A 20,209-nucleotide genomic window follows, 5' to 3' on the forward strand; every position below is an offset into this window, starting at 1 on the left:
GCCACCCTGCTACGGCCGCGCGCGGCGGGGCAGGGCGGCGGGGCCATGTCCGGGGGAAGCGCGGGGTGCGCTTTCGGGCAGTGCCCGTTCCCGGACGGGGCCGGGAACGGGTCCGTCAGATCAGCCCGTTGCGCAGCGCGTAGCCCACCGCGTGCGCCCGGTTGCGCAGTTGCAGCCGCGTGATGATCTCGTGCAGCACGTTCTTCACGGTCCGTTCGGAGTACGAGGTCTTGCGCGCGATCTCCGCGGTGTCCAGGCCCTCCGACACCATGCGCAGCATGTCCGCCTCGCGCGTGGAGAGCGTGGACAGGGACAGGCTGCGCGGGTCCAGCGCCGAACGCTGGAGGCTGCCCACGTGCGACAGCAGCTTGCCGAGCAGATCGCCGGGGAGCACGCCCTCGCCGTTGGCTATGGCCAGGACCAGCCGCAGGAGTTGGTCCTGGTCGGCCTCGGCGCGCCGCAGCACCGCGGCGACACCGCACTCGATGACGCGTTGCAGCGAGCCGGCGCCCAGGGTGGCGACCACGAGTCCCGTGCGGGTGCCGGTGTTGTGCCGCAGCCGGTGCAGCAGGGTGGCCACGTCGTCGTCGACGTGGTCCACGACCACCAGCGACACCTCGGCCCGCTCCGCGTCGGCGTCGGCGAGCAGGTCGACCTCGGGGCGCTGGCGCAACTGCTGCACGACACCCAGACGCAGGACCGGATCGGCGGCGTAGACGGCGACGGTGACCCGGGCGGGCCGGTCGGACGAAGAAGTTCTGTGCATGGCCCAAGCCGCGGTGGGCACCCGTGCTGAGACAGCCGGCGTCGCCGGCCCGCTTTCCTCTGCGCTGGACATAGGGGCTTACCTCTCATGAGTGGAGCGAGCGCCGGAAGGCGGCGCGCCAGGGACGGCGGCCGGTCTCGCCATCGAGCCGGCGCGAGCGTGATGGTGCGTAACCGCCAGGGCACCGCGACTGCCCGGGCGTTGCCCTCGCGCTCCTCGCGGTGGCTCCGGGCGCGGTCCTACCGTGCTGGCGTGACGCCTTCTGCAGCCTCTTCCCGTCCCGGTGCGCCCGGTCTCGACATCCCGGAAGTGACGGTGGCGCCCGGGGACATCGCTACGACCAGCCTGACCGTGCGCAACGACAGCGACATCGTCGAGGCGTACAGCCTGGAGGTCGTCGGGGACTGCGCCGCCTGGACCACGGTGGAACCCGCGCGGGTCTCCCTGTATCCCGGCACCTCCGAGACCGTGACGATCCGCCTGGAGCCACCGCGTTCCCCGGAGGTCCGGGCCGGTGAAATGCCGCTCGGCGTACGGGTCCTGCCGGCCGAGCACCCCGAGTCGGTGCGCGTGCTGGAAACCACCGTGCACATCACGCGGTTCCGCGAGCTGCACACCGAACTGGCCCCGCGCCGCCGGCGCGGCTGGCTGCGCGGCCGCTACCGCCTTGCGGTGCGCAACCAGGGCAACGCGCCGGTCGAGGTGGGCTTCACTCCCGGTCAGCCGGGCGAGGAACTGGCCTTCGCCTTCACTCCGGCGCAGCAGAAGCTGGAGCCGGGCGAGTCGGCGGAGATCGGGCTGCGGGTCCGCACGGGCAAGCCGGTGTGGTTCGGCAAGCCCGCGGTGTGGCCGTTCACCGTGGCCACCGCCGAGACCGGTGAGCAGCAGGAGACCCGGCCGGAGGACTTCATCGTCCAGGCGCCGCTGGACGCGGAGTTCGTCCAGATCCCCATCTTCCCCAAGTGGCTGATCGCCCTGCTCGCGGCGCTGCTGGCGCTGCTGATCGCCTGGTTCGCGCTGGTCCGCCCGGCGGTGCGCAGCGCGGCCAAGGAAGCGGCCACCGAGGCGGTCCAGCCGCGTCCCACGCCCGCCGGGGAAGAGGCCGGCCAGGTCCCGGGCGCCGGGGGCGACACCGGTACGGGCACCGGCACCGGCAGCAAGCCCGGGGGCAAGGGGACGGGCGGTTCGGCCGCGCCGGGTGCGGGTGGTGACGGCACCTCGGCCGACGGCGGTACGGCGGCCGGCGGCGGCCAGCAGACCTCGCAGACCATCGACGTGCAGACGTCCGCCGGGGAGACGAAGACCGGCACCTATCAGGTGCCCAAGGACAACGTGTTCGGTGTGACGGACATCGTTGTCGCCAACTTCCAGGGCGATGAGGGTCTGTTGACCATCACGTTCGGCGACCGCAAGATCACCACCATCGCGCTGGAGACCTTCCGCAACCAGGACTACCACTGGGTGACCCCCATCAAGATCCCCGAGAACGACACCGTGACCGTCGAAGTGACCTGCGAGAAGCCCGGTACACCGGCGACCGGCCGCCGGGCGCAGGGGTGCCACGAGGTCCTGAACGTCAGTGGCGTACTCAGCCGTACCACCCAGTAACTACAAGCTCACACCCACGCATTGTCGAGTGACCTTGGGTGTACCTGCCAAGGGTTACCCACGCCTTCGTCCAAAAAATTACCACCAGATGACCGAAAACCGACACCGCCCCCCACTGATGCCGAAAAGGCCGGCCACCGAGCACGCTGCGTGACACATCAGCGAGTTCGGGGCCGGCGCGCTGGATCGGCCGGGGGCGGGCCGGGGCGGGCCGTGGGTGTCGGTCAGTCGGTGAAGAAGTGCGGGTCCAGGGCGATGTCGTGCAGCCGGGCCATGGTCAGTGCGGGGCGGGGACGGGTCGTCGGGGCGCTCTCGGCATAGGAGTTGATCTCGCGGGCCACCACCCGGCGGCCGTCCGGGTAGAGGGCGTCGACCTGCCAGACCTGGGCGGAGCCGCCCTTCTCCGAGTGGCCCCGGACCTGCTTGACCCGGGTTCCGTCGTCGAGTGTCGTGGCCTCGCAGTCGCCGGGTACGCCGGTGCAGCCCATGTGGCCGGCGAGCGCGTCGGTCATGTCGTACTGCACGTCGACCTCCACCATGTTCCTGCCGTGGCCGTCGTCGTAGACGAGCTGGACGAGGCCGTCGGCGGCGTTCAGGTCGGAGAGGGTGCCGCCCGGGGGCAGGTGGGTCTTCAGGACGCGGGTCAGGCGGGCGCCGGGTGCCCGCTGCCCCTCGGTGGAGGGCCTGGTCCGGGGGGCCGGCAGCGCGGCGAGCGCCCCGTTCCAGCGGGGGCTGCGCGCGATCGCGGCCAGCCGGTCCATGGGCAGCAGCGGATCTGCCCCGTCCGAGGTCTCCTTCTCACCGCCGCCGCCGAACTCCTCCACCGCCACCTGGGCGCCGTCGGCGGTGGTCAGCACGGCGTACCAGCGCTTCTGGCCGCTGTCGCTGTTGGGGTAGGTGAACGACTCGGTGGTGTCGAGCACCGCTCCGCCGGCGAGTCTCCGGCTGGTGCACGTGTCGTAGGGGCGGACCTCCACCGGCAGGCAGCCGCCGGCGCCCTGCTGGTTCCTCGGGAGGCCGGGGTCGAGCCGGGCGAGGGTGACGTCGACGCGGGTGGAGCCCCGGGCGGTGGAGTAGGTGAGCGCGGCCGTCGGCGAGACGGCGCCGTCCTCCCCCTGCGTCCCCCGGCCCGACGCCCCGGAGACCGTGCCGCCGGGCGGCAGCAGGCTCTTCAGGATGCGGACCAGCTCCTCGCCGCCGACCGGCGCCGCCGTGGCGGACGGCCGCGGCGCGGCGCTGTCCCGGCTGCCGGGGAGCAGCCGCTCGGACGTGCCGCCGTGGCCGTCGAACCCGCCCACGGCGAGCAGGCCGCCGCCCGCCGTGACCACCGCCACGGCCGCCACGGCGGTCCGCGCGGCGGCCAGCAGCCGCTTGCGGCGGCCCCGGCCGACGGAGCGTCCTACCAGGTCGGCGGAGTGCGGCGGGAACCCGCCGGCGGTGCGGCCCAGGGCGCGGGCCAGCCGCTTCTCGTACTCCTCGTCGGACATGCTGGGTCTCCGTTTCTCGCGCCGGCCCGCGGCGCGGGACGCCGCCGGGCCGCGCTCGTCATGCGGTCAGGTCGGCCAGCTCGGTACCGAGCACGGCGCGCAGCCGTTGCAGGGCGCGCAGGCTCCGGGCCCGCACGGCGCCCGGTGACAGCCGCAGCGCCTGCGCGGTCTCCTCCACGGAGCGGTCCTCCCAGTAGCGCAGCACCAGCACGGCGCGGTCCCGGGCCGCCAGCCGCGCCAGGCCGTCCAGCAGGGCCAGCCGCAGCTCGGCGTCCGGTGCCGGCCCGGCGGCCGTGTCGGGCATCCGGTCACTGGGGCGCTCGGTCGAACTGCGGCGCCGGCGCTGGGAGATGTACGTGCGCACCAGCACGGTGTCGGCGTAGGCCACCGGGGACTGCGCGCGGTTGATCCGCCGCCAGGAGCGGTACATCTTGGCGAGGGTCTCCTGCACCAGGTCCTCCGCGAGGTGCCAGTCGCCCGTGAGCAGGCAGGCCGTCCGGAACAGCGGCCCGCTGCGGGCGGCTGCGAACTCCAGGTAGTCCGCGGGTGCTTCCCTCACCGTGTGTCCTCTCGTGCCGAGCGTCGACTCTTACACGCGGTGGGAGTGCGGGCGCGTTACGGCGGCCGGCCTCGATTCCGCAGCGGGGCGTGCGCCCGGTGCCGCTCTCCCGCAGCGGGACGAACCCTCGGTGCCGCCCTCCCGCAGCGGGACGAGCCCTCGGTGCCGCCCCTCCGGCACCGGCGCGGCGCCGCGTCCGCGCGGGGCGTGCGGCGGGCGGTGAGGCTGATCGCCGTGGCCGCGAGGGCCGCAGCGAACGGCACCAGCAGGCCCGCCCGGTACCCGCCCAGCCGGCCGGTGTCCGCGTCGGCGTGGGCGGCGACCGCGGTGACGGCGGCGAGGCCGAGCGCGGCGCCGAACTGGAACGAGGTGTAGAGCAGGCCGCCCGCGAGTCCCTGCTCCTCCTGCGCGACTCCTTCCGTGGCCACGATCGTCAGCGGCCCGTACGCCAGCGCCGTCAGCGGCTTCGAGGAGGCGCTGACGCTCGTGGCCGGCGGCCTGGGCGCCATGCTGACGGCCGCTCACAGCGCGCTCTACCACGGCCGGCCCGGTGTGTCGTACGTCGCGGTCGAGGAGGACGAGCCGCTGCGCTACGCCCTGATGTGGCGCTCCGGCGACGCGAACGAGGCACTGCGGCACTTCGCGGCCCTCACCCGCGAGGTCATACGGGAGACGGCCCCCGGGATACGGCCGGCTTCCGCCCCACGGGCGGCGGAAGCTGCATAAGCACGGCCGAAGCGGCGCAAGCGCGCCGAGTACGGCTCAGACGCCCGGCGGATACGGCGCAAGCGCGCCGGGTACGGCTCAGACGCCCGGCCGATACGCATGAGCGCCCGGCGGATACGGCGTGAGCGCCCGGCGCGGACCGGTCCGGCCCTGCCTCCCCGCCGCGCCCCGGTCGCCGCCCGTCACCCCGCGCCGCCCGCGTCGCCACCCTCCGTGTCCCCGCCCCGCTGCTGCATCCGGGTGTATCCCTCACCCGTACGGCCGCACCTCGGCCGCTCAGAGGCCCTGGGCCGCCCTCGTGCGGTGAGGATGGCCGGTGACTGACGTCATGTCGTGGGCGGACGCGAACATCGGGAGACGGACCACTTGTGAGCATCCTGAACGAACCTGAGGGCGGTGCCACGCCAGCCGAGGACTCGTACGAGAACGAGCTGCCGGTCCGGCGCAAGCAGCCCGGCAATGTGGTGGTGAAGTGGCTGACCACCACCGACCACAAGACGATCGGCACGCTGTACCTGTCGACGTCGTTCGCGTTCTTCCTGTTCGGCGGGGTGATGGCGCTGATCATCCGGGCCGAGCTGGCCCGCCCCGGTCTGCAGATGATCTCGAACGAGCAGTACAACCAGCTGTTCACGATGCACGGCACCGTGATGCTGCTGATGTTCGCCACTCCGCTGTTCGCCGGCTTCACCAACTGGATCATGCCGCTCCAGATCGGCGCGCCGGACGTGGCGTTCCCGCGGCTGAACATGCTCGCCTACTGGCTGTACCTGTTCGGCTCGCTCATCGCGGTCGGCGGCTTCCTCACCCCGCAGGGCGCGGCCGACTTCGGCTGGTTCGCCTACACCCCGCTGTCCGACGCGATCCGCACGCCCGGGTTCGGCGCGAACATGTGGATCCTGGGCCTGGCGTTCTCCGGTTTCGGCACCATCCTCGGCGCCGTCAACTTCATCACCACGATCATCTGCATGCGCGCGCCCGGCATGACCATGTTCCGCATGCCGATCTTCACCTGGAACGTGCTGCTGACCGGTGTGCTGGTCCTGTTCGCCTTCCCGGTGCTGGCCGCCGCGCTGTTCGCGCTCGCCGCCGACCGCATCTTCGGCGCCCACGTGTACGACGCGGCCAACGGCGGACCGATCCTGTGGCAGCACCTCTTCTGGTTCTTCGGCCATCCCGAGGTGTACATCATCGCGCTGCCGTTCTTCGGCATCGTCACCGAGATCCTGCCGGTGTTCTCCCGCAAGCCGATCTTCGGCTACATGGGCCTGGTGGCCGCGACCATCGCCATCGCCGGCCTGTCGGTCACGGTGTGGGCGCACCACATGTTCGTCACCGGCGCCGTGCTGCTGCCGTTCTTCTCCTTCATGACCTTCCTGATCGCCGTGCCGACCGGGGTGAAGTTCTTCAACTGGATCGGCACCATGTGGAAGGGCAGCGTCTCCTTCGAGACGCCGATGCTGTGGGCGACCGGCTTCCTCGTGACGTTCCTCTTCGGCGGGCTGACCGGCATCATCCTGGCCTCGCCGCCCATGGACTTCCACGTCTCCGACACCTACTTCGTGGTGGCCCACTTCCACTACGTGGTCTTCGGCACGGTCGTCTTCGCGATGTTCGCCGGATTCCACTTCTGGTGGCCCAAGTTCACCGGCAAAATGCTCGACGAACGCCTGGGCAAGATCACCTTCTGGACGCTGTTCGTCGGCTTCCACGGCACCTTCCTGGTCCAGCACTGGCTGGGCGCCGAGGGCATGCCCCGCCGGTACGCCGACTATCTGGCCTCGGACGGCTTCACGGCGCTGAACACGCTGTCGACCGTCAGCTCCTTCCTGCTCGGCCTGTCGATGCTGCCGTTCCTCTACAACGTGTGGAAGACCGCCCGCTACGGCACACCGGTCGGCCTGGACGACCCGTGGGGCTACGGCCGTTCGCTGGAGTGGGCGACGTCCTGCCCGCCGCCCCGGCACAACTTCGTCACCCTGCCGCGGATCCGCAGCGAGTCCCCGGCCTTCGACCTGCACCACCCGGACATCGCGATGCGGGAGCAGGAGGGCTACGAGATCCCCACCAGCGACCGGAGCCGCGGATGAGCGGTCTGCCCCAGCGGGACACCGGCGCGGGCGGCGACCTCGGCAACGAGGTGGAGGGCTACCTGCTGTGGCAGGCCAGGATCGCGGAGGCGGAGCAGCGGGCGCGGGAGTTCACCGGCCCGCTGGACTGGCTGACGACGGCCCAGCGCGAGGAGATCGAGCGGTGCTACGTCACCGACAGCCTGCGCCGGGCCCGGGCGGACCTGGAGCGGATCGCGGCCCGGTGCGTGTCGCTGCGGGCCGAGTACGAGCAGCGCTACGCGGCCCTGCGCCGGCGCTGTGTGGCCGTGACGCTCGCGGTGTGCGCCGGCTGCACGGCCCTGGCCACGCTCCTGCTCGCGCTCTGACCCCCGGGACCGGCTCGCCGCCCGTCCGCCGCCCGGGGCTCTGACCCCCGGACCGGCGTCGCCGGTCCGTCCGCCCTCCGATGTCAGTCCTCGTCGCTCGTGCGGACCGGGGTCGAGCGTCCCGGCGGGGGCAGTTCGGCGAGCTGGGAGCGGACGACCAGGACGTCGCCGATGAACAGGTCGTAGACCAGGATGCCGATCGCCCCGCCGATCAGCGGGCCGACGATGGGGATCCACCAATAGGCGCTGAAGGAACCGGACACGCTGCCGGGGAACGCCAGACTGCCCCAGCCGGCCGCGTAGGTGAACAGGCGCGGGCCGAAGTCGCGGGCCGGGTTGATCGCGTAGCCCGCGTTGGCGCCGTAGGACATGCCGATGGCGGCCACGGCGAAGCCGATGACCAGCGGCCCGAGGTTGGCCCGTACGGCCTGGTTGCGCAGGTCGATGACGGCGGCGATCAGCATGAGCAGCAGGGCCGTGCCGACGATCTGGTCGATCAGCGGGCCCCAGATGCCGCCGTGGAAGTACGGGGCCGGGAAGGTCGCGAAGATCGAGAACGTGGTGTTCGTGTGCCCGTCGACCTTCGGTGCCGTGACCGTGCGGTCGAAGGTGTTGATCGCGTCGTGGTAGACGAGGTAGACCAGCGCCGCCCCGGTGAGCGCGCCGACGACCTGGGCGAACCAGTAGGGCAGGACCTTGGCCCAGGCGAAGCCCCGGCGCAGGGCCATGGCGAGGGTCACCGCCGGGTTGAGGTGGGCGCCGCTGACGCCGCCTGCGACGTAGACGCCGAACATGACGGCCAGGGCCCAGCCCCAGGTGACGAGCAGCCAGTCGCCGGCGGCCAGGAAGATCGTGGTGGGGGTGGCGGCCCGGCCGGAACCGGGCAGTGCGGCGACCGCCATCGCGACCACACCGCAGCCGAAGCAGATGAGGACGAAGGTCCCGAGGAACTCCGCCAGGCACTCGCCCAGCAGGCCGCCCCGGCTTCTGAGACGGGACGGCTTGACGAGCGCGGGGATGTCGACAGCCATGGAGGCCCCCTTTGAAGAGAGCAGTGCGGCCAATGTCCCTATATTGAGGCATAAAGCCACGCCGTGCAGGGTGAACGTCCCGCATCACCCGTACAGGAGCCCGCTCCGGCGGTCCGGAAGAGGACCGCCGCGGTTCCGCGGGAGCCGTCGGCCTCCGGTCAGCGGACCCGGAGGATTCTTTGCCCGCGCCGCTGATACGGACGGCCCCCGCGTCCGTACTGCTGTGCGTCTGAACGCCGGACGCGACCCCAGCAGGAGGAACGGTGCGCTTTTCGCGGAACGCGACGGGAACTGCGTTCGTGGGCGGTGCGATGGCCCTCACCCTCGCGGCGCTCGCCTACCCGGGCATGCTCGGCCTGAGCACGGTCTCCACCGCGCAGGACCGCGTCATCGCCGACACCCAGTGGGGGCCGCTCACCGAGCAGGACCGGGACTTCGTGGTGAAGGTCCGGGCGGCCGGGCTGTGGGAGTACCCGGTCGGGCGGATCGGGCTGCGCAAGGGCGCCTCCGAGGGCGTGCGCACGGCCAGCCGGCACCTGATCGACGGGCACGCCGCGCTGGACACCACCTGCCGGAAGATCGCGCCGATGCTGGACATCACGCTGCCCGACGTGGCCAGCCCGCAGCAGCAGGGCTTCGTGCGCCAGTTGGAGGCGGAGAGCGGCCGGCGGTTCGACACCGACTTCGCGAACATCCTGCGGATGACGCACGGCTCGATCTTCAACACGATCGCCAAGATCCGCTCCACCACCAAGAACGCGCTGGTGCGGGCCCTCGCCGACCAGGCCAACGACACCGTCCTGGACCACATCACCGTGATGGAGAAGACGGGTCTGGTCGACTTCGACCAGACCCTCTTCCAGCAGACCACCCCGCCCAAGCTGCCCGACTCCGACCTCACCCCGCCGCCCCCGTCCGCCGGCCGGCCCCAGGTGGTGCTCACCCCGCCGCCGACGGCCACCGCCACACCGGTGGACATCGACGGCATCGCGGGCGGCACCCCCGGGGCGGCGCCGGCCCCGGGCCGGACGCCCTAGGCCAGCCAGACGGTGGTGTCCGGGGGCAGCGTGCCGGCGGCCGGCAGCGGCGCGCTGGACAGCAGGACCTCGCCGGCCGGCAGCGGCACCGGTGCGGCACCCAGGTTGGTGACGCAGCGCCAGGCGTCGGTGCGGCGGAAGTCCAGCACGTCGGCGGGCGCGTCCGGCGCCCAGTCCAGCGTCTCGCCGGCCAGCAGTTTGCGGCGCAGCCGCAGGGCCGTGCGGTACAGCTCCAGCGTGGAGCCCTCGGTGCCGGCCTGCGCCTCGACCGCGTAGCCGGCGAAGGACGCCGGCTGCGGCAGCCAGCCGGCCCCGGGCCCGAAGCCGTACGACGGTCCGGTCGTCGTCCACGGCAGCGGCACCCGGCAGCCGTCGCGGCCCTTGCGGACATGACCGGTCTGCTCCCAGATCGGGTCCTGGAGCACCTCCGTGGGCAGATCGGCGACCTCGGGCAGCCCGAGTTCCTCGCCCTGGTAGAGATAGGCCGAGCCGGGCAGCGCCAGCATCAGCAGGGTCGCCGAGCGGGCCCGGCGCAGCCCCGCCGCCGGGTCGACCGCGGGCGCCGTGCCGCCGGAGAGCAGCCAGGCGGCCGGGTCGGTGCCGGGCGGCAGCATCAGCCGGGAGGCGTGCCGTACGACGTCGTGGTTGGACAGCACCCAGGTCGCGGAGGCCCCGGCGGAGCGGGCGGTGGCCAGGGAGCCGGTGATGACCTCGCGCAGCTCCGCCGCGTCCCAGCCCGCCTCCAGGTACTCGAAGTTGAACGCCTGGCCGAGTTCGTCCGGGCGGGCGTACAGCGCGCGGCGCGGGCCCGGCACCCAGGCCTCGGCGACGGCCGTGCGCGGCGGGCTGTAGGCGTCGAAGACCTTGCGCCAGTCGCGGTAGATCTCGTGCACCTCGTCGCGGTCCCAGTAGGGGTGGCTGCCCGGTGCCATCCGGGGCAGGGCGGCCTCGCCGGTCGCGCCGATGTCGCCGAGGTCGCGCAGCGGCTCGGTGAGGTCCTTGGCCAGGCCGTGGGCGACGTCCACCCGGAAGCCGTCGACGCCCCGGTCGGACCAGAAGCGCAAGGTGGCGCGGAAGTCGGCGCGGACCTCCTCGTGGTCCCAGGCGAGGTCGGGCTGTTCGGGGGCGAAGAGGTGGAGGTACCACTCGCCGTCGGGCACCCGGCGCCAGGCGCTGCCGCCGAAGACGGACTGCCAGTCGGTCGGCGGGTGTTCGCCGTGCGCGCCCCGGCCGGGCCGGAAGACGTACCGGTCCCGGGCGGGCGAGCCGGGGCCGGCCCGCAGCGCCTCCTGGAACCAGCGGTGCAGGTGGGAGGTGTGGTTGGGGACGATGTCCACGACGACCTTCAGGCCGAGCCGGTGCGCCTCGGCGACCAGGGCGTCGAAGTCGTCCAGGGTGCCGAGGCGTTCGTCGACCCCGCGCGGGTCGACGACGTCGTAGCCGCCGTCGGCGAGTTCGGACGGGTAGAACGGGCTCAGCCACAGGGCGTCCACGCCGAGCGCGGCGAGGTGGTGCAGCCGCTCGGTGACACCCCGCAGGTCGCCGAGGCCGTCGCCGTCGGCGTCGGCGAAGCTGCGCGGATAGACCTGGTAGACGACGGCCTGCCGCCACCAGTCGGGGTTCCTGGACGAGAGGTCCGGCGAGAGGTCGGCCATACGGGCTCCCAAGGGGCGGACGACGGTACAGAACCTGTATCTGTCCACCTTGCCCGGAAAGGGAACCTTCGCGCGCGCGGTCAGGCGGTGCAGTGCTCCAACAAGCCCTGTACCTCCGCGTCCACCACCCGGTAGCGCACCACGCGCCCCTCTTTCTCGCCCGCCACCACGCCGGCCGCCCGCAGCAGCCGCAGGGCCTGGGAGACGGCCGGGTCGTTCATGCCCGTGGCGATCGCGAGGTCGGAGACGGCCAGCGGGCCGGTGCGGTGCAGGGCGAGCAGCAGCGCGAGCCGGTTGGCGTCGGCCAGGAGCGAGAAGCGGTCGGCCCAGCCACGCAGACGGCCGGCGTCACCGATGGCGGCGATCGCCTCGCACACCCGGTGACCGTCGATGGTCCGGCGGCCGGCACGGTCGGCAGGCACGAGATGCATGCCCCCCATCCTCCCAGGCCGCGGTGTGATCTTGAATACCTGCGCAGGTACGCAGCTATGCAGGAAACCGCGTGCCCCTCTACGGTGGGCGGGCCGTGGTGTTCGGGAAGTCGATGCAAGGTCGACGCGGCCCTCGCCACTGTGATCGGGGAGTTCCCGTTCCGTCCGGCACGCGCCGGGCCACTGGTCCTACGACCGGGAAGGCAGGAACGGCGGACGCACGACCCGTAAGCCAGGAGACCGGCCACGGCACTCACGAAGTGATCCACGAGGTGCTGGAGCGTGAACCTATGGCCAATGCTGCTGTCTTCCGCTGGCGACGCGAGGACACCGTCAAGACGGCGGGACTGCTGGCGGTGATCGTCGCCTTGCACGCCGTCGCCTTCGGCATCCTCTTCCTGCTCGTCACCCCCGAGCACTACACGGTCGGCGGTGACGTCTTCGGGGTCGGGCTCGGCATCACCGCCTACACGCTCGGCATGCGGCACGCCTTCGACGCCGACCACATCGCGGCGATCGACAACACCACCCGCAAGCTGATGGCCGACGGCAAGCGGCCGGTGTCGGTGGGCTTCTGGTTCGCGCTCGGCCACTCCAGCGTCGTGGTGCTGCTGGCCCTGCTGATCGCGGGCGGCACCTCGCTGGCCGGCAAGGTGATGAACGAGGGCTCGGCCACCCACCAGGTGCTCGGCTTCCTCGGCACGACGGTCTCCGGCACGTTCCTGTACCTGATCGCCGCGCTGAACCTGGTCGCGCTGGCGGGCATCCTCAAGGTGTTCCGGTCGATGCGCGCGGGCACCTACGACGAGAAGGAGCTGGAGGCGCACCTGGACTCGCGCGGTTTCATGAACCGAGTCCTCGGCCGGCTGACGAAGTCGGTCTCCCGGCCCGGCCAGATGTACCCGCTGGGCTTCCTCTTCGGCCTCGGCTTCGACACGGCCACGGAGGTCACGCTGATGGTGATGGCGGGCTCGGGTGCGGCGGCCGGCCTGCCCTGGTACGCGATCCTGTGCCTGCCGCTGCTGTTCGCCGCCGGGATGAGCCTGTTCGACACCCTCGACGGCACGTTCATGAACTTCGCCTACCAGTGGGCCTTCTCCAACCCCGTCCGCAAGGTGTTCTACAACCTCGCCATCACCGGCCTGTCCATCGCGGTCGCCTTCTTCATCGGCACCATCGAGCTGGTCGGCGTCCTGCACGAGAAGTTCGGCCTGCACGACGAGGTCACCGGCTGGATCGCCGGCCTGGACCTGGACAACGTCGGCTATCTCATCGTCGGCCTGTTCGTGGTGGTGTGGGCGGCGGCGCTGGCGTACTGGAAGGTGGCCAAGGTCGAGCAGCGCTGGACCCCCCGCCCCGCCGACTCCGGCTGACCGCCGCCCCGGACGCTACGGCCGGGCCACCGTCTCCAGGTACAGCCGCACGTACCGGTCGACGTCCACGTCCAGCGCCACGTCCACGAGGGCCCGTTCGCGGCCGCCCTCGTGGAGTTCGGACTCGCCGGGGCGCAGGCGGCGGTCGACGACGGTCTGGCCCCGGGTGGGGCCGGGTGCGAGGGAGATCTCGACCGGCAGGCGCCGGGTGGTGAGGCCGGCCGGGTCGGCGACCGCGCACACCGCGCCCGCGTCGCCGAGACCGCCCGCCTCCTCGGCCTCCGGCGCCTCGCCCTGGGCGGTGGGCCGGTGGGCGAGGAGTTCGCCGGCCAGCCGGGTGCCGGGCTCGGCGCTCGCGCGCAGCCGGTGCACCTCCTCGGCGGGGACCACGACCCGGGTGAACACGTCCAGGCCGTACATCGTGACCGGCACACCGGCCGTGAGCAGGATGGCCGCCGCCTCCGGGTCGTGCCAGACGTTGAACTCCGCGACCGGGGTCGCGTTGCCGGTGGTCACGGCGCCACCCATGAACACGATCCGCTCGATGTTCCGGGTCACCTCGGGGTGGGTGCGCAGCAGCAGCGCGATGTTGGTCAGCGGGGCGGTCGGGATCAGGGTGACGGGGCGCGGGGAGGCGAGGATCTCCCGGTGCAGCAAGGTCACCGCGTCCACGTCGGCGGCGGTCCGGGCGGGCGCGGGCAGCCCCAGGTCGCCCATGCCGTCGACGCCGTGCACCGGCGCCGTACGGGCCGGCTCGATCAGCGGCCGCTCGGCGCCCCGGGCCACCGGGACCCGGGGGGCGCCGGCCTGTTCCAGCACGGTCAGGGTGTTGCGGACCACGCCGTCCACGTCGGTGTTCCCGGCCACGCAGGTCACCGCCCTGAGGTCGAGCCCGGGGTGGCGTACGGCGAAGAGCAGGGCCAGGGCGTCGTCGACCCCGGTGTCGCAGTCGATGATCACGGGAATGGGCTGACCGGTCACGGCGGACTCCTTCCGTCGAGCCGACGATAGATCACCCCGGCGCGCCGGGACCGGCCGTCCCCGGCATCCACGGTTCCGGGCCACCCGCAGCCGGCCCGCGCCGCGCTCCCCGGCTTCTCCCGCGGCGGCCGTGCGGCCACGGCCCGCTCACCCGTACGGACCGGAGCGCTGGTGGGGCCGGGGCGGCGGTGGTGCCGTGAGAGCAGGAGTTTTCGCCGGCCGCGCGCAGCCAGGAGGCCTCGATGTCCCCCGCGATACGCCCCCGCATACCCCGTGCCGTGCAGCGCCCCCTCCTCGCCACGGCCCTGCTGCTCGGCGGCGGCTGCGCGGCCCTGAGCCTCGACCACCCGGCGAGCGCACCGCACCCGCTGCCCACGGTCGAGCCGCCGAGCCGGACCCCCAGGGCGTCGGCGCGGGCCGACGGTTCCACGCTCAGCGACGAGCAGGCGCAGGCGGCACTGCTCACCCAGACCGACCTGGGCGCCCCCTGGACCGCCACGCGCGGCGCGGCCACCTGGCGCGACGGGCTGCTCAAGAGCCGCACCTCGGCCGGCGAGTGCCAGCCGCTGCTGGACGCCCTCTACGGCGACGAACTCCTCGGCGCCCCGGCCCGCGTCGCCGTGGGCCTGGACGACGCCGACACCGAGGCCCAGCTCCGCTTCCAGATCGCCGGGCGCCGGCCGGCGGACGTGGACGCGGCACTGGCCTGGCTGGGCACGCTGCCGGTGCGCTGCGCCCGGTTCACGGCCGTCACCGAGCAGGGCCTCGTGGAGGACGTGCAGGTCGTGGACGCGCCGCTGCCGGAGGTCGGGGACGCGCGGCAGGGCCTGCGTGTCACCGTCGCCGGGACGGCACCGGACGACCAGCGCTTCCTGCTCACCCTGGACGTGGCCGCCGTCCGGGTCGGCGAGGACGCCTTCGCCCTCACCAACGGCGGTCTCGGCGACGTGCCCAACGACGCCACCCAGGCCGCCGTCCAGATCGGCGCCCTGCGCCTGGCCGACATCCGCCGGCAGGGCCTGGCCCAGGTGTGAGGCTCACAGCGGCGGCTGGGCCGGGGCCGGGCCCAGGGTGGTGGTGCCGGGCGCGGCACGATGGCGCAGACCGGTGCGGTAGGCGTCCAGGGCGGCCTCGGTACGGCCCGTGCGGCGCAGCAGATCGCCCAGCAGACGGCACAGGTCGGCCAGGTCACCGGCGGCGCCCGCGCGTTCCAGCAGGCTCAGGGCGCGGACGTAGTGCTCCTCGGCGGCCTCGGTGTCCCGGGCGTCCTCGGCGATGATGCCGAGCAGACGGTGCGCGGCGGCGGCGTGGACGGCGCCGCGCTCGGAGGAGAAGTCCCCGAGGACGCCCTCCAGCAGCCCGGCCGCCTCCCCGGACTTGCCCCGGCGGTGCAGGACGTCGGCCAGCTCCACGGCCGCCTGGCTGCGGTACAGCGCGGCGCGGCTCTCCGACAGCATGGCGTACGCCTGCCGCAACTCCTCCTCCGCGCGCTCCAGTTCGCCGTTCTGCGCGCAGACGTAACCGCGCATCCAGTGGCAGTTGGCCAGCTCGGTGCGCAGCCGCAGCTGCCGGTACAGCTCGGCCGCCTTGGCCAGAGCGGCGTCGGCCTGCGCGATCCGGCCCTCGGCGAGCAGCGTCCGGGCCACCGACCGGTGCATCCGGGCGATCAGCGCGGGATCACCGGCCCGCGGCGCGAGCGCGAGCGCGAACTCGGCGGCCTGCGCGGCGCGCGCGTGGGCGCCCATGTCCATGTACGGGCCGATGACACTGGCGTAGAGCAGCAGCAGCGCGTCCGGGTCGTGCAGCCCGCCGCGGTTCAGCTCGTCCAGCGCGGTCTCCAGGAGGTAGACCGCGTACCGGAGTTCGCCCGCCAGGTAGTGGGCCACGGCCCGGCCGCGGAGGGCGGGCACCCGGGCCGGCAGCGGCTGGCCGGACAGCCGTTCCTCGGCCTGCTCGAAGTACTCGCGCGCCCGGGTCAGCTCGCCGGTCTCCAGCGCGCACTCGCCCAGTCCGAGCAGCGCGGCGGCCTGCTCGCCCGCCAGCTCGTGGGCCGCGGCCTCTGCGCGCAGCACGCCGTACTGGGCGGCGGCCTCCTCGGCCCGCCCGTCGGCGAGGACGCGCTGCGCCTCGGTGAGCCGCAGCCGCAGCTCGGTGGCGAGGTGGGCGGGCCGGCCCACGGCCAGCTCCTCGAAGGCCACGCCGAGCCGGCCGGCGATATGGCGCAGCGCCTCGTCCGAGGCCCGCACCCGGCCGGCCTCCAGCGTGGAGATGTAGGCCGGCGTGTACGCCGGTTCCGCCACCTGCCGCTGCGTCAGGCCCCGCTGGCCGCGCAGCCGCTGCACCCGCCGGCCGATGACCTCCGGTTCGTCCCGTTCCCGCATCCGCGCCCCCTGGCCGCTCTTGCCGTCACCGTCCGGCAGCGCCTAGGTTAAACGGCGTATTAAACATGCTTGACAGGCCGCTGTCGTGTTGCGAGGTCGCCGTGTCCGGACGTACATCCGCACCCTACGCACGCCCCACCGCGCGCAGGGCCGTAACGGCCGCGGTGATCGCCACCACGACTCTGCTCCTCGCGGCGAACGCCGGCCCGGCCCGCGCGGCGTCCAGCGCCCCGGCGGTGCACCGCGCGCACGCGGCGGACGCCCCCGGCGAGGGAGCGCGCGCGCCTTTCCTCCCGGATCAGCCGCCGCGTTGATCACGAGGCCGTACCGGAATTCCGGAAAAGCCCTGAGCGCCGCCCTTGTTGTCGGGGGCATGACCTAATCTGTGCCGCACTTTCCATTCGTTCCGGGGGGTTCGACATCAGCGTGCGCAAGCGCTCTCTCACGGCTGCCGCCATCCTGGCAGCCCTCATCGGCCCGACGGCCCTCGCGGTGCCGTCGTACGCCGACACCGACCGGCCCATTCCGCTCTCGGACGCCGGCGACACCGTGGCGGACGGCCACCACCTGTACCTGGCCGACCGGTACCAGCACCAGGTCGTGGTCACCGACACCACGGGCAAGGTGACCGGCCGGATCCCGGGTCTGCCCCAGGTCAGGGACCTGGAGCTGAGCCCGGACGGCGCCACCCTGTACGCGGCGCTGTACGGCGCCGACAAGATCGTGGCGATCGACACCACACGGCTCACGGTGACCGCCGAGTACCCGACCGGCGCCGGCACCGCGCCCTCCAGCGTCGCCTACGCCGACGGCAGGCTCTGGTTCGGCTACGGCGACCAGTGGGAGTCCGGGCTCGGCGTGGTCGACCTGACCACCGAGACGCCGACGGTCACCCTGGACCTGGCCGGCGGGCACGACTTCGCCGGCCCGCCCAAGCTGTACACCGACCCGGACAACCCCGGCACACTGGTCGCCCTGGACGCGAGCATCAGCTCCGGCCCGGTCGTCGTGTACGACGTGTCCACCGCCACCCCGGCGATCCGGGTCAGCGCGGACAAGGGCGGCTTCTACAAGGACGCGGCGCTCACCCCCGACGGCCAGGACATCGTGGTCGCCGGCCCCGGCACCCGCGCGCTCACCGAGTACCGGCTCTCCGACCTGGCCGAGGTGCGCACCTACCCGGTCAAGGACCAGCCGGAGACGGTGAGCATCGCCCCGGACGGCACCGTCGCGGCCACCGTGCTGGACACCGACGACATCGGCGACACCTACGTCTTCACCAACGGCCCGGCCAGGCCCAGCGTCCGCAACGTCTCGCACGACTGGATGCCGTGGGGCGCGCACGCGATCAGCTGGTCGGCGGACGGCGCGAAGCTGTTCGTGCAGAAGGACCCGGGCTCGTCCGCCAAGCTGCACCGGATCGACCGGCCCCGCGCCTACGAGACGAAGCTGACCGTCGACGCCCCGGCGTCCGCCCCGCGCGCCAAGTCCCTGAAGGTCACCGGCAAGCTCACCTCGGGCCTGGCGCTGCCCGCCGGCACTCCGCTGAAGGTGACCCGGACCGACATGGAGTCGCCCGACGGCAAGTCGCTCGGCACCAAGCCGCTCGGCACCGGCGGGACGTTCGCCTTCACCGACTCGCCTCCGTCCGGCGGCCGGGTCACGTACACGGTGACCTACGAGGGCGACGCCGCCCACACCGGCGCCAAGGCCGCCGACTCCGTCGCGGTCTCCCGCGCCAAGCCGTCACTGACGATCAACAACAACGGCAAGGTGTACGCGTACGGCAAGGACGTCAAGTTCACCGCGCACCTCGGTACGACGTACAAGAACCGCACGGTGGAGATCTGGGCCGACCCGTTCGGCTCCGACAAGCCGAACAAGCGGGTCAAGACCGGCAAGGTCGACTCCCACGGCAACCTGTCGGTCACCCTGGACCTGAAGCGGGACGCCAAGGTCACCGCGAAGTTCTCGGGCGACTCCCGGTACACCTCGGCCTCCGCCGCCAGCACGGTCGGCGCCAAGGTCAGCGTGTCCACGTCGGTCGGCAACCACTACAAGACGAAGTCGGTGTGGAATCACACCTACTACTTCTTCCACAAGACGAAGAACCCGCTGATCGCGACGAAGATGTCGTACTACTGGGGGCGGGCGCAGAAGTTCGAGTACCAGGTGTACTACCAGGGCCGCTGGTACCCGGGCGACCCCGCGTACTTCAAGCTGGGCTCCGACGGCGTGTCCCGGGTCAGCATCACCGGTGACCACGGCCAGGACGTCGGCTGGCGGTTCCGGGTCCGCTCGTCGTACATCAACGGCTCCTCCGGTGACAGCGTGAACTCCACGACGCACGGCGCCTGGAAGTACTTCACCTTCACCAAGTAGGCGCGCTACCGGGCCGCCTCCAGCCGGACCAGCTGCCGCCGGATGTCCTCCAGCGCGCCGTGCCGGCGGCCCGGCACCCGGTGCCGCAGCTCCGCGAGCGCGGGCCCGAGTTCCCGGGCCCGCGCCGTGTCCTCGATCCGGGCCCACTGGTGGTGGGCCCGGTCCACGGCCGACTCCACGGCGGGCGCGTCGGCCGCCTGCCCCGCCGCGAGCCGGTCCTCGGCCACCGCCAGCCAGGCCCGGCAGCTCGCCACCGGGTCGCCCGCGAACATCGCCAGGTCCGCCCGGACCTCCCGCCAGTGCAGCGCCTGCTCGGAGGCGGCGCCGTGCGCCCGCACGGCCTCCTCCTCATGCCGCGCCGCGATCCCGTCGGCCTCCCCATGCCGCCCACCCCGCACAGCAGCACTGACGAGCGCGTGCGGATCCTCTACGGCGGCACGGGGGCCGGGGGCGTGGGGGCCGGGGGCCGGGGGCCGGGATTCGGGGGGCCGGGGTCCGGGGGCCGGGGCGTCCGCCGGGGTGCCCGTGGGCACCGGAGCCGGGCCGGCGGGGGCGGGGGCGGGTACGTGCGGTCCGCCGGGAGGCGGTCCGCTGCGGGCCGCTCCCGCGCCGCCCTGCGCGGGAACCCCCGCCACGGGCGCCCCCGTCACGGGGGACCCCGCCACCAGGCCTCCCACCACCGGCGCGCCCGTCATCGGGCCTCCCGTGTGGGCCAGGAGCAGGTTGCCGTGGGTCTCCTCGGTGATCCGGGCCAGCGCCTGCCCGTGCAGGATGTCCAGCCGGGGCCGGTGGCCGCTGCGCAGCAGGGTCGCCACCGTCTTCATGTACGCCGGCTCGGCCAGGCCGCGCCGGCCGGCGGGCGGGGCGACACGGCCGTACACGGCGGTGTGCGGGCCGCAGTCCAGGCCGCGTTCGCCGATGTACCGCCAGGCCTCGGCGTCCGCGTGCAGGTCGACGACCAGGGCGGTGTCCGCGGCCGAGCGCAGGCGCAGCTCCTCGCGGATCCACTGCCAGGGCAGCGCGGTGTAGCGCAGGGTGGCCGGCGTGGTGCGGGCCAGCGCCAGATGCGGCTGGTGCTGGCGCCGGTCCAGGTGCAGCTGCCCGGTGAGGTACACGGTGAGCGGTCCGGGCGCGGCCGCGGCGGCCCGGAGCCGGGTGAGCACGGCCTGCGGCTGCACGGGGTCGGCGAGCTCCACGATGTTCGCGGTGTCGGTGCCGGACAGCACGGCGGGTGCGACGGCGGCCAGCACCGGCAGCACACCGCCCGCGTCCACCAGGCGGTTCCGGCCCAGCGGCGCGGCCGCGAGCAGCAGCACGGTTCCGGGCATCGCGCGTCCCCCTGTCACCCTGTGGAC

Annotated in this window: 19 protein-coding genes and 1 riboswitch; of the genes, 9 read left to right on the forward strand and 10 right to left on the reverse strand. The window is 73.2% G+C overall.

Features of this window, described 5'->3' with window-relative positions; genetic code table 11:
* Positions 1-115 precede the first annotated feature (115 nt).
* Positions 116-838 carry a LuxR C-terminal-related transcriptional regulator gene (locus ACH4OA_RS07400; protein WP_397936371.1) on the reverse strand — a complete coding sequence of 241 codons (723 nt, stop codon included), beginning with the start codon at positions 836-838 and terminating at the stop codon, positions 116-118.
* Between the two features lie 228 nt (positions 839-1,066).
* On the opposite strand from ACH4OA_RS07400, the gene ACH4OA_RS07405 reads away from it, so the two are divergent.
* Positions 1,067-2,374, forward strand: coding sequence for a hydrolytic protein (locus ACH4OA_RS07405; protein WP_397968360.1), 1,308 nt, complete (start codon positions 1,067-1,069; stop codon positions 2,372-2,374).
* A 224-nt stretch (positions 2,375-2,598) separates the two neighbouring features.
* Here the strand turns inward: ACH4OA_RS07405 and ACH4OA_RS07410 are convergent, their stop codons facing one another.
* The 3 genes from ACH4OA_RS07410 to ACH4OA_RS07420 are packed head-to-tail and all read right to left on the reverse strand — an operon-like array spanning position 2,599 to position 4,848.
* Positions 2,599-3,861: a hypothetical protein gene (locus ACH4OA_RS07410; protein WP_397968057.1), complete on the reverse strand. Its 1,263-nt coding sequence runs from the start codon at positions 3,859-3,861 to the stop codon at positions 2,599-2,601.
* A 58-nt stretch (positions 3,862-3,919) separates the two neighbouring features.
* Positions 3,920-4,420, reverse strand: coding sequence for a SigE family RNA polymerase sigma factor (locus ACH4OA_RS07415; protein WP_365883540.1), 501 nt, complete (start codon positions 4,418-4,420; stop codon positions 3,920-3,922).
* Between the two features lie 56 nt (positions 4,421-4,476).
* Positions 4,477-4,848, reverse strand: a complete 372-nt coding sequence (locus ACH4OA_RS07420; RefSeq protein WP_397968058.1) for a hypothetical protein — start codon at positions 4,846-4,848, stop codon at positions 4,477-4,479.
* Here ACH4OA_RS07420 and ACH4OA_RS07425 point away from each other — a divergent pair.
* The 3 genes from ACH4OA_RS07425 (at position 4,841) to ACH4OA_RS07435 (ending at position 7,583) form a co-directional block, all read left to right on the forward strand.
* Positions 4,841-5,146 (forward strand): hypothetical protein, encoded by a 306-nt coding sequence (locus tag ACH4OA_RS07425; protein WP_397968061.1) that lies wholly within the window; start codon positions 4,841-4,843, stop codon positions 5,144-5,146. The two genes, ACH4OA_RS07420 and ACH4OA_RS07425, sit on opposite strands and share 8 nt — an antisense overlap.
* Positions 5,147-5,514: 368 nt before the next feature.
* Positions 5,515-7,236 carry a cytochrome c oxidase subunit I gene (ctaD, locus tag ACH4OA_RS07430; RefSeq protein WP_397936377.1) on the forward strand — a complete coding sequence of 574 codons (1,722 nt, stop codon included), beginning with the start codon at positions 5,515-5,517 and terminating at the stop codon, positions 7,234-7,236.
* Positions 7,233-7,583 carry a cytochrome C oxidase subunit I gene (locus ACH4OA_RS07435; protein ID WP_365883874.1) on the forward strand — a complete coding sequence of 117 codons (351 nt, stop codon included), beginning with the start codon at positions 7,233-7,235 and terminating at the stop codon, positions 7,581-7,583. Before ctaD ends, ACH4OA_RS07435 begins: the two co-directional genes overlap by 4 nt.
* Before the next feature lie 83 nt (positions 7,584-7,666).
* Here ACH4OA_RS07435 and ACH4OA_RS07440 read toward each other — a convergent pair whose 3' ends face one another.
* Positions 7,667-8,614 (reverse strand): MIP/aquaporin family protein, encoded by a 948-nt coding sequence (locus tag ACH4OA_RS07440; protein WP_397968063.1) that lies wholly within the window; start codon positions 8,612-8,614, stop codon positions 7,667-7,669.
* A gap of 299 nt (positions 8,615-8,913) precedes the next feature.
* Here ACH4OA_RS07440 and ACH4OA_RS07445 point away from each other — a divergent pair, with 299 nt between their 5' ends.
* Positions 8,914-9,651, forward strand: coding sequence for a DUF4142 domain-containing protein (locus ACH4OA_RS07445; RefSeq protein WP_365941502.1), 738 nt, complete (start codon positions 8,914-8,916; stop codon positions 9,649-9,651).
* On the opposite strand, the gene ACH4OA_RS07450 is transcribed toward ACH4OA_RS07445, so the two are convergent.
* Positions 9,648-11,306, reverse strand: a complete 1,659-nt coding sequence (locus tag ACH4OA_RS07450; RefSeq protein WP_397968066.1) for a glycoside hydrolase family 13 protein — start codon at positions 11,304-11,306, stop codon at positions 9,648-9,650. The genes ACH4OA_RS07445 and ACH4OA_RS07450 overlap by 4 nt on opposite strands.
* A gap of 80 nt (positions 11,307-11,386) precedes the next feature.
* Complete coding sequence (locus ACH4OA_RS07455; RefSeq protein WP_365881606.1) at positions 11,387-11,737, reverse strand: metalloregulator ArsR/SmtB family transcription factor; 351 nt, start codon at positions 11,735-11,737, stop codon at positions 11,387-11,389.
* Between the two features lie 79 nt (positions 11,738-11,816).
* Positions 11,817-12,001: riboswitch (cobalamin riboswitch) on the forward strand.
* Between the two features lie 26 nt (positions 12,002-12,027).
* Between ACH4OA_RS07455 and ACH4OA_RS07460 the strand changes: the two genes are divergently transcribed.
* Positions 12,028-13,110 carry a HoxN/HupN/NixA family nickel/cobalt transporter gene (locus ACH4OA_RS07460; protein ID WP_365881608.1) on the forward strand — a complete coding sequence of 361 codons (1,083 nt, stop codon included), beginning with the start codon at positions 12,028-12,030 and terminating at the stop codon, positions 13,108-13,110.
* A gap of 15 nt (positions 13,111-13,125) precedes the next feature.
* Here ACH4OA_RS07460 and ACH4OA_RS07465 read toward each other — a convergent pair whose 3' ends face one another.
* On the reverse strand, positions 13,126-14,091 hold the full coding sequence (locus ACH4OA_RS07465) for a nucleoside hydrolase (RefSeq protein ID WP_397968069.1): 966 nt from the start codon (positions 14,089-14,091) through the stop codon (positions 13,126-13,128).
* 242 nt (positions 14,092-14,333) lie between these two features.
* Between ACH4OA_RS07465 and ACH4OA_RS07470 the strand changes: the two genes are divergently transcribed.
* Positions 14,334-15,125 carry a hypothetical protein gene (locus ACH4OA_RS07470; protein ID WP_397936386.1) on the forward strand — a complete coding sequence of 264 codons (792 nt, stop codon included), beginning with the start codon at positions 14,334-14,336 and terminating at the stop codon, positions 15,123-15,125.
* A gap of 3 nt (positions 15,126-15,128) precedes the next feature.
* Here the strand turns inward: ACH4OA_RS07470 and ACH4OA_RS07475 are convergent, their stop codons facing one another.
* Positions 15,129-16,472 carry a tetratricopeptide repeat protein gene (locus tag ACH4OA_RS07475; RefSeq protein ID WP_365881614.1) on the reverse strand — a complete coding sequence of 448 codons (1,344 nt, stop codon included), beginning with the start codon at positions 16,470-16,472 and terminating at the stop codon, positions 15,129-15,131.
* 65 nt (positions 16,473-16,537) lie between these two features.
* Here ACH4OA_RS07475 and ACH4OA_RS07480 point away from each other — a divergent pair, with 65 nt between their 5' ends.
* Entirely contained in the window at positions 16,538-16,786 is a 249-nt protein-coding gene (locus ACH4OA_RS07480; protein ID WP_397936388.1) for a hypothetical protein, read from the forward strand.
* Positions 16,787-16,898: 112 nt separating this feature from the next.
* A complete protein-coding gene (locus tag ACH4OA_RS07485) occupies positions 16,899-18,854 on the forward strand; it encodes a YncE family protein (protein WP_397968071.1) in 1,956 nt (651 codons plus the stop codon).
* A gap of 5 nt (positions 18,855-18,859) precedes the next feature.
* Here ACH4OA_RS07485 and ACH4OA_RS07490 read toward each other — a convergent pair whose 3' ends face one another.
* Positions 18,860-20,182: a hypothetical protein gene (locus tag ACH4OA_RS07490; protein ID WP_397968074.1), complete on the reverse strand. Its 1,323-nt coding sequence runs from the start codon at positions 20,180-20,182 to the stop codon at positions 18,860-18,862.
* Between the last annotated feature and the right edge of the window lie 27 nt (positions 20,183-20,209).

It is taken from the genome of Streptomyces sp. NPDC017095, assembly GCF_044332325.1.
Classification (GTDB): Bacteria; Actinomycetota; Actinomycetes; order Streptomycetales; family Streptomycetaceae; genus Streptomyces.

Bases quoted from the DNA above. Each gene is read 5' to 3' on its own strand.
- ACH4OA_RS07460 (WP_365881608.1), top strand. From the start codon at position 12,028: ATGGCCAATGCTGCTGTCTTCCGCTGGCGACGCGAGGACACCGTCAAG.
- ACH4OA_RS07435 (WP_365883874.1), top strand. From the start codon at position 7,233: ATGAGCGGTCTGCCCCAGCGGGACACCGGCGCGGGCGGCGACCTCGGC.
- ACH4OA_RS07400 (WP_397936371.1), bottom strand. From the start codon at position 838: ATGTCCAGCGCAGAGGAAAGCGGGCCGGCGACGCCGGCTGTCTCAGCA.
- ACH4OA_RS07450 (WP_397968066.1), bottom strand. From the start codon at position 11,306: ATGGCCGACCTCTCGCCGGACCTCTCGTCCAGGAACCCCGACTGGTGG.
- ACH4OA_RS07475 (WP_365881614.1), bottom strand. From the start codon at position 16,472: ATGCGGGAACGGGACGAACCGGAGGTCATCGGCCGGCGGGTGCAGCGG.
- ACH4OA_RS07480 (WP_397936388.1), top strand. From the start codon at position 16,538: ATGCTTGACAGGCCGCTGTCGTGTTGCGAGGTCGCCGTGTCCGGACGT.
- ACH4OA_RS07455 (WP_365881606.1), bottom strand. From the start codon at position 11,737: ATGCATCTCGTGCCTGCCGACCGTGCCGGCCGCCGGACCATCGACGGT.
- ACH4OA_RS07440 (WP_397968063.1), bottom strand. From the start codon at position 8,614: ATGGCTGTCGACATCCCCGCGCTCGTCAAGCCGTCCCGTCTCAGAAGC.
- ACH4OA_RS07410 (WP_397968057.1), bottom strand. From the start codon at position 3,861: ATGTCCGACGAGGAGTACGAGAAGCGGCTGGCCCGCGCCCTGGGCCGC.
- ACH4OA_RS07490 (WP_397968074.1), bottom strand. From the start codon at position 20,182: ATGCCCGGAACCGTGCTGCTGCTCGCGGCCGCGCCGCTGGGCCGGAAC.
- ACH4OA_RS07470 (WP_397936386.1), top strand. From the start codon at position 14,334: ATGTCCCCCGCGATACGCCCCCGCATACCCCGTGCCGTGCAGCGCCCC.